We start from the raw sequence: 15,000 nt of genomic DNA on the forward strand, positions 1-15,000 counted from the left end.
ACATCTTTGTTGCCCTTCTTTTGGAAAGAAGCACTCTTATCAGGAGTTAAATCGAACAATCTAATAACCAACAAATAACGTCACACGTAGCATGTCGAAAACTGCGCAATCAGTTTGGAATAGCTGTCTAGCTTTTATAAAAGATAACATTTCGCCACAGGCTTACAAAACCTGGTTCGAGCCAATACAAGCAGTAAAGCTTACCGATTGTGCATTAAGCATACAGGTACCGTCTAAGTTTTTCTACGAGTGGTTGGAAGAACACTATGTTAAGCTTCTAAAAGTTAGTTTAACTCGCGAGCTTGGGGAGAAAGCAAAATTGGTGTACGTTATTAAAATGGAAAACACTTACGGTAATAAGTTACCTTTTACCGAAAAGATTCCTAGTACACAAAGAGCGAATATGACTTCACAGGAAGTAGATGTTCCCGTGAAGAATAAAAACCCTGAATTAAAGAATCCTTTTGTGATTCCGGGTATTAGAAATGTAAAGATCGAATCTCAGTTAAATCCTAGTTATAACTTCGAGAATTTTCTTGAAGGAGACTCTAACCGTCTGGCCAGATCTGCTGGTTTAGCGGTAGCAAACAAACCAGGAGGAACATCTTTTAATCCGCTTCTTATTTTTGGAGGCGTTGGTCTTGGAAAAACTCATTTGGCACACGCCATTGGAGTAGAAATAAAAGACAAATATCCAGAGAAAACGGTTCTTTATATTTCTGCGGAAAAATTTACGCAACAGTATATCGAATCTGTTAAGAAGAATAATCGAAATGACTTTATTCATTTCTACCAGATTATTGATGTTTTAATTGTAGATGATATTCAATTATTATCGGGTAAAGCAGGAACTCAGGATGTATTTTTCCACATCTTTAACCACTTGCATCAAAACGGAAAACAGGTAATTCTTACCAGTGATAAAGCTCCGGTAGATATGCAGGATATCGAGCAGCGTTTACTTTCTCGATTTAAATGGGGTCTTTCAGCTGAATTACAACATCCTGATTTCGAAACTCGTGTTTCAATAATTAAGAACAAACTTTATCGTGATGGTGTAGAAATGCCTGAAGATATCGTTGAGTTCTTAGCGAACAACATTAAAGCTAATATTCGTGAATTAGAAGGAGCAATTATTTCTTTGATCGCTCACTCTTCTTTCAACAAAAAGGATGTTACTTTAGAACTTGCAAAGAAGATTGTCGATAATTACGTTAAGAATACCAAACGTGAAGTAAGCATCGATTATATTCAAAAAGTAGTAAGTGATTACTTCCAGATGGATGTAGAAACTTTGCAATCTAAAACCAGAAAGCGACACATTGTACAGGCGAGACAATTGGCCATGTTCTTTGCGAAGAAATTCACAAAAGCTTCTTTAGCCAGCATTGGCTCGCAAATAGGAAGTCGGGACCATGCCACTGTTTTACACGCTTGCAAAACGGTAGATAATCTTGCTTCTACAGATAAGCAATTCAAAAAATTTGTAGAAGATCTCAATAAAAAATTAACGATCTAAGTTTCAAAAAGCTCTTTTAAAAGAGCTTTTTTGCTTTAAAACAGCTACTGAATATGGAAAAGAAAAAGATCCTTATGGTTTGCCTTGGCAATATTTGCCGCTCACCTCTTGCTAAAGGAGTTTTAAAGGCAAAAGTAGATGCAAATGAAGTTTATGTAGATTCGGCCGGAACTAGCAACTATCATATTGACGATCTACCCGATCGCAGATCTATTGCTACTGCAAGAAAACACGATCTTGATATTACCGATCAACGCGGTCGCCAACTTACAAAGCAAGATTTGAAAGATTTTGACCATATTTTTGTGATGGATAATTCAAATTATCGTGATGCGGTTTCTTTAACTAATTCCGAAGAAGAAAAAGCAAAAATAAAACTGATCTTAAACGAGATCTTTCCCGGTGAAAATGTAGATGTTCCAGATCCTTATTATGGCGGAGATCAAGGCTTCGAAAATGTATACCAAATGCTGGATGAAGCTACAGATAAGATCATTGAAAAATTAAACAACGGAACCTACTAATGGCAGCGAACTTTTCATTTTCAGGAAAACTTTATTTGATCCCAACAACCTTGGGAGAATCTAACCCTATAGATGTTTTACCACTAACGGTGAAAAAACACGTAGAACGCATAGATCATTATATTGCTGAAAACGAAAAAACTGCGCGTAGAGCCATAAAAAAACTTGTTCCGCAGAAAAAACAGCAGATTTTAAAATTTAAAACTTTAAACAAGTTTACTGAAGTTACTGAAATCCCTAACTTTTTAGATGCCTGTAAAGAGGGATTTGATATGGGACTTATAAGTGAAGCCGGTGTTCCCGGAGTTGCCGATCCCGGTGCCGAAATTGTAAAGCTGGCTCATCAAAATGGAATACAGGTAATTCCTTTAGTTGGTCCTTCCTCGATCTTACTTGCCATGATGGGCAGCGGAATGAACGGACAGGCTTTTAGCTTTAATGGCTACTTACCTATCGATAAAAAAGAAAAGAAGCAGGAATTGAAGAATCTTGAACGTATTTCTGCTGAAAAAAATATGGCTCAGGTTTTTATTGAAACGCCATATCGTAATAACAAGCTTTTAGAGGATCTTATACAAACTTTACACCCTTCTACCCGTTTATGTATTGCTTGCGATATCACATTAGCTTCAGAATACATCCTAACGCTTCCCATAAATGAATGGAAACAAAAAAAGGTAGACCTTCATAAAAGACCTACCATTTTTGTTATTCAAAAAGACTAACTCCTAAGATTAGGAATTAGCGATGTTTATTTTAGAAAAATCTACACGCGGATTTTTAACAGGTTTGATAAAAGAAGTATCATAGCCTGCAAAACGCTTCATATAATATTTAATACTGGTACCAAATGCATCGTTGAACATTTGTGCGCCGTAGCTTCTTAAATATTTTTTCACACTACCAGGACCTGCAAGATGCGCTGCTGCCAGAATACCAGATTCGGTAACCTCTACACCGTTTATTTTCTTGCCTACAAAACGCTTAATATCGCGAATTAAGATCCACTTGTTTCTAGAAGCATTGGTATAAAACGTTGCTTCCTGAAGTTCTGGAGTATTTAGGAATTCCTGTGTATTGTAAACACCTAATAAATTAAGCGTTCCTTTACCAAACTGGTATTTCCCCATGTATCCATACTCATTGATGCTTTTGTAATTTCCACGAGATTCTTTAAAGCCTAAAGCTTCTTTAAATCCAATGTAAGACTTACCTAACTTCGGGAGTGCTTTTACAGCAAGCTCTGAAGTTTCTGCTTCTACAGTATCCAAAGACACCGTATAATCTAATTCAAGATTTGGAGTAGTAAAACCTTCAATCTCTAGATCGGCTGCCTCTTTAGTGCTAAAACTAAAAAATACAGATCCAGCTAGAACCGGCAACCAGGAAAGTTTAACAATTTTCTTACTCATTACATTTTTTTTCTGAAGACTTTGTTAAATCAAATTTTATTTATATATTTATAAACTTGATTCATCTTCAAATTTGCGAGGGCAAATGTACAACAAAAATTAATAATCTGAGCAACAGACTGTTAAACCTTTTCTAAACCTTCCCTATAGTTTAACAACAAAGTAAGATTCAGACCGTCAATAAGTTAGACTTTCCTTAATTCTATAAGTTTTTATCTTTTTATTCCCTTTTTGTTAATCCAGCGAACGTACTCCTGCTTGTTTCTGTTATGCTGAGCAAGGGTTTTAGCGAATTTATGGTAGCCAAAATTTTCTACGTTAGCTACAAAATAGAAGTAATCGTGATCCTCATAATTCAACACCGAGTTTATTGAAGAAATATCGGGCATGCTAATTGGGCCCGGAGGGATTTCACGGTATTTATAAGTATTATATGGAGAATCTAATTCAAGATCTTTATAAAGCACTCTTTTTATGATCGTATCGAAATTTTGTGTTTTTTCTTTGATTGCATAGATCACTGTAGGATCGGCATCCAATTTCCAGCCATTTTTATAACGATTCATGTACACTCCGGCAACTCTTGGACGTTCGTCTACCTTTGCGGTTTCTTTTTGCACGATAGAAGCTATGGTAATCACCTGTGCCGGCGTTAAGCCAATCTCTTCAGCTTTCTTTAATTTCTCAGCTGTCCAAAAGCGATCGTATTCCTTTTTCATTCTGCTTCTAAACTCTTCAGCAGAGGTATTCCAAAAAAATTCATATTTATTAGGAATGTACATCCCCAAAGCCGTTGCTTCGCTAAAATCATTTTCAGCAAGAAAGTTCTCACTTTTCATCGCTTCAAGTAGACTAAGACTATCTGCTTCGATTTGAGTGGACACACGTCCTGCAAGATCCTCTATGCGCTCCTGATTATTAAAAGTTACATTTATCGGTGCGTTCTTGCTTCGAAGTGTATTGATAATCTCGTTATTGTTCATTCCTTTTTTCAGAATAAATCTTCCTGCTTTTATATTATTTGGATATTGCTTTTTTTCTGCAACAATATTAAAGCTGTTTAGATCTTTAATAAGCGGTCTTAAACTATCGATCACCATTGGGTAAGCCGAATTTGTAGGAATTAGCACTACTTTTTCCTCGGAAGAAAATGCGGTATTTTCCCCAAAAATACTTTGATAAATATAATAACTGAATCCTCCTACGGCCACCAATCCCAAAATTGCAATGGCTACTAAAATCTTTTTAATGTACATTCTTATTTATTAGTTGATATAAATATTCGTCTTTAAAACGACCATTTACAAACGTCCATTCCTTTTTTAAACCTGCCTGCGTGAATCCGCGATTTTCGAATAGTCGCAAGCTACGCTCGTTATCTGCGGTGATATTTGCATATACCTGGTGCAGTCCTAAATGCTTGAAGCAGTATTTACAAACAAGCGCTAAACTTTCTGCTCCAAAACCTTTTTGTCGTTCTTCTGGATTTGCAATTAGAATCCCGATGGCGGCCCTTCGATCTCTAGGCTCAAAGTCAAAAATATCGATCAAACCAATAGGCTGATCTTTAAGATTACAAATTACCAGACGCAATTGTTTTATTTCGTAAATATCTAAATGTGAATTCTCAAGATATTTTTTTAGGATATATTTTGAAAAAGGAGCTTGCGTAGCACTTACTTCCCAAAATTCTTCGTTATTCTCCAATTCATGAAGAAATTCGAGATCTTCAGGTTCTAATGCGCGCAGATATAATTTTTCTCCTTTTAATGTTAGCATTCGATCTCGCCTTTAAAAACAAGTTGTGCAGGACCTTTTAACCAAACATCACTATAATTATTGCCGTCAGCTTTAAAACTAACAGATAAATTTCCTCCCGGAACCTGCAATTTCACCTCGCTTACCTTGGTTCTATTACTATTATGCGCTGCAATCGCCACTGCAGTTACTCCTGTTCCACAAGCTAAAGTTTCATCTTCTACTCCGCGTTCATACGTTCGCACTATAAAAGTATCATCAGCTTCAGTTTTCTCGACAAAATTTACGTTAGTTCCTTTTTCCTTATAATCTGTAGAATATCGAATAGCGGCTCCTTCTCCTTTCACATCAAGGTCTTTTACATTTTCAGTAAAAACAATATGATGTGGCGAACCGGTATCCAAAAATGCAATATTCCCAGATTGGTAAATATCAGACACATTTTGCATCTGTAAATTTACAATATCATCACTATCGACAGAAGCTTTATGAGGACCATCGATGGCGGCAAAACTGGCTTCAGTTTCGATGATTCCAAGCATTTTTGCAAAAGCTACTAAACAACGGCCACCGTTGCCACACATACTACTTTCATTTCCATCAGCATTAAAATAAACCATTTTAAAATCGTCTCCTTCAACATCTGGGTGTTCTAAAAGAATTAATCCGTCTGCTCCTATGCCAAATTTACGGTCACAAAGCCTGTTGATCAATTTGGTATCGTTTTTGGATACTCTTTTATCACGATTATCGATCATAACAAAATCGTTTCCTGTTCCCTGATATTTGAAAAACTGAAGTCTCATTTTTTAGCAGATTTTAACGGCTCAAATATACAATTTTAGAACTGACTTCTACGTTTTTAACTATTAGCTGACAAACAGGAAAATAGAATCTATTTAGTATAATTTAAAAGTTTAATTAATAAAATTTTTCAAAAGAAGATGAGAAAATTAGCAAGTTTACTTATTGTGTCCATCCTTGGTGGAGCATTAACATTAGGTAGCTACAAGCTATTTTTTGAAGAAGAAAATGTTTCCTTCTTGCAAGAAAAGAAAGATGCTACCCAAAGCCTTATTCAAGCAAATTATGATGCCAATCGTACTTATGGTACGAATGTAGATTTTACAGCTGCTGCCGAAAAAACAGTACATGCGGTTGTGCACGTTAAAAATGTTGCCGTCTATAGTGGCCCTAGAAGCTGGGCAGATGTTATGCGAGGTAAAACAGAATCTAGCAAAGCGCTGCGAGGAACTGGATCTGGTGTGATTATTACTCCAGATGGCTATATCGTGACCAATAATCACGTGATCGACGGTGCTAACGAATTAGAAGTAACCTTAAACAACAACAAAACTTACAAAGCAAAAGTTGTTGGGGCCGATGCAACTTCTGATATTGCATTAATCAAAGTAGAACCAGAAGAAGAGTTAGAATATATTCCTTTTGGAAACTCAAACAATGTTAAAGTTGGTGAGTGGGTTTTAGCTGTTGGGAATCCTTTCAATTTAAAATCTACCGTTACCGCTGGTATTGTAAGTGCAAAATCCAGAAATCTTAATCCAAATGCTACCGGCCAATCTTTTATCCAGACCGATGCTGCGATAAATCCAGGAAATAGCGGTGGTGCTCTAGTAAATATTAATGGTGAGCTAGTAGGAATTAACACTGCGATCACCTCTATGACGGGTAGTTATGTTGGTTATGCCTTTGCCGTACCATCTAATAATGCCCGAAAAATTGTTGAAGATATTATGGAATATGGAGATATTCAACAAGGAATTCTTGGTATTAGAGGAAGTGATTTCACCAGAACACCAGAGCTTAGCGAAGAATACGGAACTACACAGGGTGTTTATGTAAGTGAAGTAACTTCTGGAAGTGGTGCAGAGAAAGCCGGGATTAAATCGAAAGATGTGATAAGAAAAGTAGATAATATTAAAGTAAATAAATTCTCAGATCTTACCGGCTATATTAATACGAAGAGACCAAACGACACCGTAAGTGTGACTATTTTAAGAGATGGTATAGAAAAAGAAATCGCGGTAAAATTAACAGAACTTCGTGTAACGCAACTCCCTATTGGATTAGAAGTGACTAACGCTACTAAAGACGAATTAAAGTTTTATCAAACCGAAAATGGCGTAAAAATTAGTAAAACCTTAAGTGAGCAATATTCTGAAGAAGAATTTGTAGGTTCTATTATTACTGAAATCAACGGAGAAAAGATCTACGATATTCGCGATGCAGATGAAGCTTTTAAATCTTTAGAAAGAGGACAAGGTTTAACAATGACATTTATTGATAAAACCGGGCAAAAACAACGAGTAATCTTTAGATAGGCAATAAACGTTCAAAATACACTTAAAACTCCTGTGTTTACGGGAGTTTTTTTATGTTCTAAATGTTTTACGAAAACGTTTGAAATCCATACTTTTGTATTAAATTTAATCACACATTTATACAAAATGAGCTTAAATAAAGTTTACGAAAGAGAACTGGCATTTCAGGCAGATCGAAGACGTGCTACAGTAGAATTTATAAATATTGTAAGTGACTTATGGTATGATAAATCTATCGAGCTTGTACTTTTTAGAAATCAGCTGATCAATAAAAATGTTAGTGACATTTTAAATCTTCATGAATATGCTGGCGCTTTTGTGCAAAAACCGATCTCAATCTTTGATTCGGTTGAAATCGCAAAAGCGATAAAAGGTCTGGATCTTCCTCCGGCAAAATTAGATATTGGTAAGCTTACTTACGAATATCACCTGGAAGATGAAGAATATACCAATGCACTGGCTTTCGTTTCAGATAAATTAAAAGGTTCTAAAGAAGTAGAAGCAGTGACTCCCAAAGACGTGGTGTTATATGGTTTCGGAAGAATTGGCCGATTGGTTGCTCGAGAATTAATGACAAAAACCGGCAAAGGCAACCAACTTAGATTAAGAGCCATTGTAACCAGAGATAAAATTTCAGAAGAAGTTTTAGCTAAAAGAGCTTCACTTTTAATGAATGATTCTATTCATGGTGAATTTGCAGGAACGGTTTCTTATGACCTTGAAAAATCTGCTCTTTTAATCAACGGAACTACGGTTCATGTAATTAGTGCTGCAAAACCCGAAGATGTAGACTACACAAAATTTGGTATAAATGAAGCTCTAATTATCGATAATACCGGTGCTTTTCGAGACCAGGAAGCACTGAAACGACATTTAAGTTCTAAAGGAGCTTCAAAAGTATTGCTTACCGCACCGGGAAAAGGAATTCCTAATATCGTTCACGGGGCAAACCACACGTTATTTAAGCCAGACGAAAATGACATTTATTCGGCTGCCAGTTGTACCACAAATGCGATCACTCCGGTCTTAAAAGCTATCGACGAATCCTTAGGGATCGTCCACGGGCATTTAGAAACTATCCATGCGTATACCAACGATCAAAACCTGGTAGACAATATGCATAGCAAATATCGCCGTGGCAGGGCAGCGAGTTTAAATATGGTTATTACTGAAACCGGTGCCGGTAAAGCAGTTGCCAAATGCTTACCTCAATTAGAAGGGAAATTAACTTCTAACGCTATACGAGTTCCTGTACCAAATGGATCTTTAGCTATTTTACATTTAGAGGTAGAAAATGAAACTTCCGTTGAAGGTGTAAACTCGGTCTTAAAAAAATATGCGCTGGAAGGCGATTTGGTAGAGCAAATTAAATTCTCGATCGATAACGAACTGGTTTCATCAGATATTATTGGTTCTTCTGCGCCATCAATTTATGACAGTAAGGCAACGATTGTTGCTAATCATGGAAAAAGCATCGTGCTATACGTATGGTACGATAATGAGTATGGCTATAGCCATCAGGTAATCAGGCTAGCGAAGTATATTGCTAAAGTTAGGCGATATACTTACTACTAAACCTGTATTTTTTCCAATCCCCGATACCCGCCAATGGCGGGTATCTTTTTTATGATAAACTTAACCTGTTGATTTAAAGTCTTTGTGCAATTTTGTAAAAAGTAAACTACCTTGGGACAAGCCCTCAAGACATTCGTTGGAAACAAATTTTTAATTTCGAGGCAAGCCTTGGGGCATTATACCCTTTGGCGGTGCCAATAAAGCATGAATGCTAAAAGAAAAAGACGACATCTCAAGAAGAAACGATACATCATTCCCGTTTCTATAATCGTTGCGCTCATCATTTTTAGACTATTTCTGCCTCTGATCGTTAAAAATTATGTCAACAAAACACTAAATAATATTCCCGGTTACAGCGGCCATGTAGAAGATATCGATCTTGCTTTATGGAGAGGTGCTTATACCATCGACGGTTTGATCCTGATCAATGAAGAAGCCCAAACCGATACTCCCCTACTCGATTTCCCAAAAACAGATATTTCAATAGAATGGAGATCGCTTTTAAAAGGCAAGGTGGTAAGCGAGATCGAAATGCAAAGCCCTAAATTCAATTATATTTTTGAAGATCAACAAGATTCTACTTCCGTAGAAAATGCAGATGCCGAGGATTGGACAAAAGCGCTGACAGACCTAGTACCTATTGATATTAACCGACTCCAGATCTATGATGGTGCTGCCAATTTTGTTCAGCTTTCTACAAATCCAGAGCTTGATATGTTTATGCAAAAAATAAATCTGCAGGCAACGAATCTTAGTAATGTGGTAAATACTGAAAAAAAATTACCATCAAATATTAAAGCCACAGCAGTTTCTATTGGTAATGGCAAAGTGAATCTAAACGGTAATCTGAATTTACTCAAAGAGATTCCAGATATAGATCTTGACTTTTCTCTTGAAAAAGCAAACGCTACCGGAATCAATGATCTTACAAGGCAATACGCCGGTGTAGATTTTGAAAGCGGAACCTTTGAGCTTTATAGCGAAGTAGCCATTAACGATGCTTATATGAAAGGCTATATAAAACCCATGTTCATCAACACCAAACTCATCGCAAAAAATGATGATGGCGGTTTGCTAAAAAAACTTTGGGAAGGATTTGTTGGAGTATTCAAATTTATTCTGAAAAATCAGGGCACCGATACTTTAGCAACTAAAGTACCTATAGAAGGCGATCTTAATAATGTAAAAAGTGGCATCTTTCCCACCATCCTAAACATATTCGAAAATGCCTGGATCAATGCGTTTAAAAATAGCGTAAATGAAGAAATTAATTTTGAAGATGCTGAGCGAGAAGATTAATTAAACTCAATATTCGTTGTTTTGGCGATAGTTTCTTCTGAAATTTGCAAGCCAAAAAAATTGAAGCCTGTACAATAAAATATCATTTTACAGGTTACGTTGGTACTAACAAACTTGAAAATTTCATTTTAAAATGAACAAGCTACTAATTACACTATTAATTTTTACCGCATTTACACTTAAAAATAATGCACAAGACAGTATTTCAACAACAAATCCTATTCAACAGGAATTTCAGGAGTTAATTGAATCTTCTAACAACTATCAGGAATATAAAGTGGTGAATTATGACGATCTAATCGATCTTCGAGATAACACCAATGATTATATTCAGGAGTTAAAAGACCAGATTACGGTTGGTAAAAATACCGCAGACCAACAAGTAGATGAAATTGCTAATTTAGAAGGTGAATTAAAAACCACGCAACAGGATCTTCAAAAAGTAACCGAAGAAAAGGATAATATTGTCTTTTTAGGCTTACCACTCACTAAAGGAACCTATATGGCTATGATGTGGGGAATTGTTGCTATTCTAATTCTAGCTTTACTTTTCTTTATTTATAAGTATAAAAATTCTAATTCGGTTACTAAAGAGGCTAAAAAACGCCTTGATGACACTGAAAGAGAATTTGACGCCTACAAGAAAAAAGCGCTGGAGAAAGAGCAACGTCTTGGCCGATTACTTCAGGATGAAAAAAATAAGGTAAATAGAATGAACAGCTAAATTCTGCAATTATTCGCATCTTTGCAGTCCTAAAAATAAACCGCCATGCGAATAGACATTATCACTGTTGTTCCAGATATTTTAAAGAGTCCGTTTGAAGCTTCGATTCTGAAACGAGCAATCGAAAAAGGTCATGTAGAAATCCATTTACATAATTTAAGAGATTATGTAACCGATAACTATAAGCAAATTGATGATTATCAATTTGGAGGCGGCGCAGGCATGGTAATGATGATCGAGCCTATTGATAAGTGTATCACTAAGCTGAAGTCTGAACGAAATTACGACGAAGTAATTTATATGACGCCAGATGGTGCAACATTAAATCAAAAAATGGCAAACAGAGTTTCGATGATGGAAAACATTATCATTCTTTGCGGCCATTATAAAGGAGTAGATCAACGTGTGAGGGATCATTTTATCACCAAAGAAATTTCAGTTGGAGATTATGTACTTTCTGGCGGGGAATTAGGCGCTGCAATTTTGTGCGATGCGGTAATAAGGCTTATCCCGGGAGTTCTGGGGAATGAAACTTCAGCATTAACAGATTCGTTTCAGGATAATTTATTGGCTCCTCCTGTTTACACAAGACCTGCGGAATATAAAGGATGGAAAGTACCTGAAATCTTAACTACAGGAAATTTCCCTAAGATTGAAGAGTGGCGTGAAAATGAAGCATTTAGACGTACAAAAAGGCTTAGACCAGATCTTTTAGATGAAGATTAAAATTCTTCAACAAAACCTATATTTATAAAAATAAAATTTATAATTTTGCATCCGTTCTAAAATAACCTCTGGCGAGAACCGTGAACGTTGTTTTAGCTTGTATCTTAAATATTTAACTATGGAATCGTTAATTAAATACGTTCAAGACGAATTCGTTACTAAGAAAGATCTTCCTGAATTTTCAGCTGGAGATACTATTACAGTTTATTACGAAATTAAAGAGGGTCAAAAAACCCGTACTCAGTTCTTCCGTGGGGTTGTAATCCAAAAAAGAGGAACAGGTAGCTCACAAACTTTTACTATTAGAAAAATGAGTGGTACTGTAGGTGTAGAGCGTATCTTCCCAGTAAACCTTCCTGCGATCCAAAAGATCGAGATCAACAAAAGAGGTAGCGTTAGAAGAGCTAGAATTTTCTACTTTAGAGAACTTACTGGTAAAAAAGCTCGTATTAAAGAAGCAAAAAGAGCTTAATTTTTACTTTTTACAATACAATTTAAAAACTCCGTTTCCAACGGAGTTTTTTTATGCCTCAATTTTAGTATTTCTTAACAGGCTTTGCTGGTAATTCGCTAGCTAAAATGCCTAAAAAATAGTATATTGCGAATGCATCAAACCCTGTATCATAGCAGGGTTTTTTGCGAATAATGACAAATCAAAAAAATTGAATAATGGCAGAAAACACCAAGATTTTTTATACCAAAACAGATGAAGCTCCGGCTTTAGCCACATACTCATTACTTCCAATCGTACAAACTTATACCAAAGCAGCAGATGTAATTCTAGAGACTAAAGATATTTCTCTTGCAGGACGTATTCTTTCTCAATTCCCAGAATTTTTAGAAGAAGACCAAAAGGTTGCAGATGCATTAGCTGAACTTGGTGAACTAGCAAAAAAACCAGAGGCAAATATTATTAAACTTCCTAATATTAGTGCTTCTATTCCGCAGTTAAAAGCAGCTATTAAAGAACTTCAGGAAAAAGGATATAAACTTCCTGAATATCCAGACGAGCCAGCTACTAAGGAAGAAAAAGAAATAAGAGCAAAATACGATAAAGTAAAAGGTAGTGCGGTAAACCCTGTATTACGTGAAGGAAACTCAGATCGTAGAGCGCCAAAAGCGGTAAAGAATTTCGCAAAAAAGAATCCACACTCGATGGGAGAATGGAGCTCAGACTCTAAATCTCATGTTGCAACTATGGATAGCGGAGATTTTTGCCACAACGAAAAATCTGTTACTCTTAACGAAGACGATAGCGTAGACATCGTATTCACTTCAGCTTCTGGAGAAGAGACTGTACTTAAAAAAGGAATCAAATTACTGGCTGGCGAAATTATCGATGGTACAGTAATGCATGTTGCTCAATTAGAAAAATTCTTAAAAGAGCAGGTTCAGGATGCAAAAGATAAAGGAGTTCTTTTTTCTCTTCACATGAAAGCTACGATGATGAAGGTTTCAGATCCTATTATTTTTGGCCATGCTGTAAAAGTTTTCTTTGCTGATGTTTTCGAAAAATACGGTGACGATATTAAAAAAGCTGGAGGAAATCCTAATAGCGGACTAGGTGATATCCTAAGTGCGATAGAATCTTTACCAGAGGATAAAAGAAAAGAAATTAGTGATGCTATTCAGGCTGATATCGACAATGGTCCAGATATGGCAATGGTTAATTCAGACAAAGGAATAACCAATCTACATGTACCTAGTGATGTAATTATTGATGCTTCTATGCCAGCAATGATTAGGACTTCTGGGCAAATGTGGAATAAAGACAACAAAACTCAAGATACTAAAGCCGTAATTCCAGATAGTAGTTACGCCGGAATTTACCAGGCCACTATCGAATTCTGTAAAGAACACGGCGCTTTTGATCCTACCACAATGGGAACGGTTCCTAACGTAGGGCTTATGGCTCAAAAAGCTGAAGAATATGGTTCTCACGATAAAACTTTCGAATTACCTGAAGATGGTACCGTTAAGGTTGTTGATCTTAAAGGTGAAACTTTAATCGAGCACGAAGTTGAAGAAGGTGATATCTGGAGAATGTGCCAGGTAAAAGATGCTCCTATCCAGGATTGGATAAAATTAGCTGTAAATCGGGCAAAAGATAGCGGAATGCCAATCGTATTCTGGTTAGATAACGAAAGAGCTCACGATGCGCAATTGATCGAAAAAGTACAAAAGTATCTTCCACAACACGATACTGAAGGACTTCAGATCGAGATCATGTCTCCAGTAAAAGCAACCGAATTTACTCTAAAAAGAGTAAAAGAAGGAAAAGATACCATCTCTGTAACTGGTAACGTACTTAGAGATTATTTAACCGATTTATTCCCAATTCTAGAATTAGGAACCAGTGCAAAAATGCTTTCTATTGTTCCTTTAATGAATGGTGGAGGATTATTCGAAACTGGAGCAGGTGGATCTGCACCAAAGCACGTACAACAATTCGTTGAAGAAGGACACTTAAGATGGGATTCTTTAGGAGAGTTTCTTGCATTAGCGGTTTCTTTAGAGCACTTAGGAAATAAATACAACAATGAAAGAGCTCTTATACTAGCAGACACCTTAGATAAGGCTACTGAAAAATTCCTTGAAAACGGAAAATCACCTTCTAGAAAGGTAAATGAAATTGATAACCGCGGAAGCCATTTCTATCTTGCATTATATTGGGCTGAAGCTTTAGCAAATCAAGATAAGGATGCCGATTTAAAAGACCATTTTGGTAAAATAGCCTCAGAACTAGAAGCGAATGAATCTAAAATTATGGAAGAATTGAATAGCGCACAGGGATCTCCTCAAGATATTGGTGGATATTACAAAATGGATGATCAAAAAACCAGCAGTGCGATGCTACCTAGTGAAACGCTAAATAAGATTTTAGGAAACTAAATCCTGAAAAAGTAAACTACCTCTGGGGCAAGCCCGCGAGGCATTCACCATAAACAATTTTTTAATTTCGAGGCAAGCCTCAGATTATAATACCTGTTGGCGGTGCCAATAAATTTTATTAAAGGTCGAAATTGTACAATTTCGACCTTTCTTTTTTTAAATCTTAGCATTATTGCTTCCAATCCATACAATAATTCTATTAATCTTAGGTTAAACCTTATTTTCGTAG

14 protein-coding genes are annotated in these 15,000 nt (G+C 36.2%); 10 read left to right on the top strand and 4 right to left on the bottom strand.

Annotated features, from left to right (window positions below; genetic code table 11):
• Positions 1-91: 91 nt before the first annotated feature.
• The 3 genes from dnaA to INR75_RS00015 are packed head-to-tail and all read left to right on the top strand — an operon-like array spanning position 92 to position 2,768.
• Entirely contained in the window at positions 92-1,519 is a 1,428-nt protein-coding gene (gene dnaA / locus INR75_RS00005; RefSeq protein WP_092543612.1) for a chromosomal replication initiator protein DnaA, read from the top strand.
• A 53-nt stretch (positions 1,520-1,572) separates the two neighbouring features.
• Positions 1,573-2,043, top strand: a complete 471-nt coding sequence (locus tag INR75_RS00010; RefSeq protein ID WP_223090273.1) for a low molecular weight protein-tyrosine-phosphatase — start codon at positions 1,573-1,575, stop codon at positions 2,041-2,043.
• Positions 2,043-2,768 carry an SAM-dependent methyltransferase gene (locus INR75_RS00015; protein WP_223090274.1) on the top strand — a complete coding sequence of 242 codons (726 nt, stop codon included), beginning with the start codon at positions 2,043-2,045 and terminating at the stop codon, positions 2,766-2,768. Before INR75_RS00010 ends, INR75_RS00015 begins: the two co-directional genes overlap by 1 nt.
• 9 nt (positions 2,769-2,777) lie before the next feature.
• Here INR75_RS00015 and INR75_RS00020 read toward each other — a convergent pair whose 3' ends face one another.
• From INR75_RS00020 to dapF, 4 genes are all read right to left on the bottom strand, one after another.
• Complete coding sequence (locus tag INR75_RS00020) at positions 2,778-3,455, bottom strand: peptidoglycan-binding protein LysM (protein WP_223090275.1); 678 nt, start codon at positions 3,453-3,455, stop codon at positions 2,778-2,780.
• Positions 3,456-3,667: 212 nt separating this feature from the next.
• Complete coding sequence (gene mltG / locus INR75_RS00025) at positions 3,668-4,711, bottom strand: endolytic transglycosylase MltG (protein WP_223090276.1); 1,044 nt, start codon at positions 4,709-4,711, stop codon at positions 3,668-3,670.
• Positions 4,701-5,234, bottom strand: a complete 534-nt coding sequence (locus tag INR75_RS00030; RefSeq protein WP_092543622.1) for a GNAT family N-acetyltransferase — start codon at positions 5,232-5,234, stop codon at positions 4,701-4,703. The genes mltG and INR75_RS00030 overlap by 11 nt, the downstream gene beginning before the upstream one ends.
• On the bottom strand, positions 5,228-6,019 hold the full coding sequence (gene dapF, locus INR75_RS00035; RefSeq protein ID WP_223090277.1) for a diaminopimelate epimerase: 792 nt from the start codon (positions 6,017-6,019) through the stop codon (positions 5,228-5,230). The genes INR75_RS00030 and dapF overlap by 7 nt, the downstream gene beginning before the upstream one ends.
• 138 nt (positions 6,020-6,157) lie before the next feature.
• Between dapF and INR75_RS00040 the strand changes: the two genes are divergently transcribed.
• The 7 genes from INR75_RS00040 to INR75_RS00070 all read left to right on the top strand — a co-directional run bounded on the left by INR75_RS00040 (position 6,158) and on the right by INR75_RS00070 (position 14,771).
• Entirely contained in the window at positions 6,158-7,555 is a 1,398-nt protein-coding gene (locus INR75_RS00040; protein ID WP_223090278.1) for a S1C family serine protease, read from the top strand.
• A 126-nt stretch (positions 7,556-7,681) separates the two neighbouring features.
• Positions 7,682-9,130: a glyceraldehyde-3-phosphate dehydrogenase gene (locus INR75_RS00045; protein ID WP_092543628.1), complete on the top strand. Its 1,449-nt coding sequence runs from the start codon at positions 7,682-7,684 to the stop codon at positions 9,128-9,130.
• A 204-nt stretch (positions 9,131-9,334) separates the two neighbouring features.
• Positions 9,335-10,429, top strand: a complete 1,095-nt coding sequence (locus INR75_RS00050; RefSeq protein ID WP_223090279.1) for a DUF748 domain-containing protein — start codon at positions 9,335-9,337, stop codon at positions 10,427-10,429.
• A 133-nt stretch (positions 10,430-10,562) separates the two neighbouring features.
• A complete protein-coding gene (locus tag INR75_RS00055) occupies positions 10,563-11,153 on the top strand; it encodes a hypothetical protein (protein WP_223090280.1) in 591 nt (196 codons plus the stop codon).
• Between the two features lie 45 nt (positions 11,154-11,198).
• The gene (trmD, locus tag INR75_RS00060) at positions 11,199-11,879 is read left to right on the top strand and encodes a tRNA (guanosine(37)-N1)-methyltransferase TrmD (RefSeq protein ID WP_223090281.1); all 681 of its coding nucleotides are present in this window, start codon (positions 11,199-11,201) and stop codon (positions 11,877-11,879) included.
• A 118-nt stretch (positions 11,880-11,997) separates the two neighbouring features.
• Positions 11,998-12,351: a 50S ribosomal protein L19 gene (gene rplS, locus INR75_RS00065; RefSeq protein ID WP_013073002.1), complete on the top strand. Its 354-nt coding sequence runs from the start codon at positions 11,998-12,000 to the stop codon at positions 12,349-12,351.
• A 197-nt stretch (positions 12,352-12,548) separates the two neighbouring features.
• Positions 12,549-14,771: an NADP-dependent isocitrate dehydrogenase gene (locus tag INR75_RS00070; protein WP_223090282.1), complete on the top strand. Its 2,223-nt coding sequence runs from the start codon at positions 12,549-12,551 to the stop codon at positions 14,769-14,771.
• Positions 14,772-15,000: the final 229 nt, after the last annotated feature.

The organism is Zunongwangia sp. SCSIO 43204, assembly GCF_019904275.1.
GTDB lineage: Bacteria > Bacteroidota > Bacteroidia > Flavobacteriales > Flavobacteriaceae > Zunongwangia > Zunongwangia mangrovi.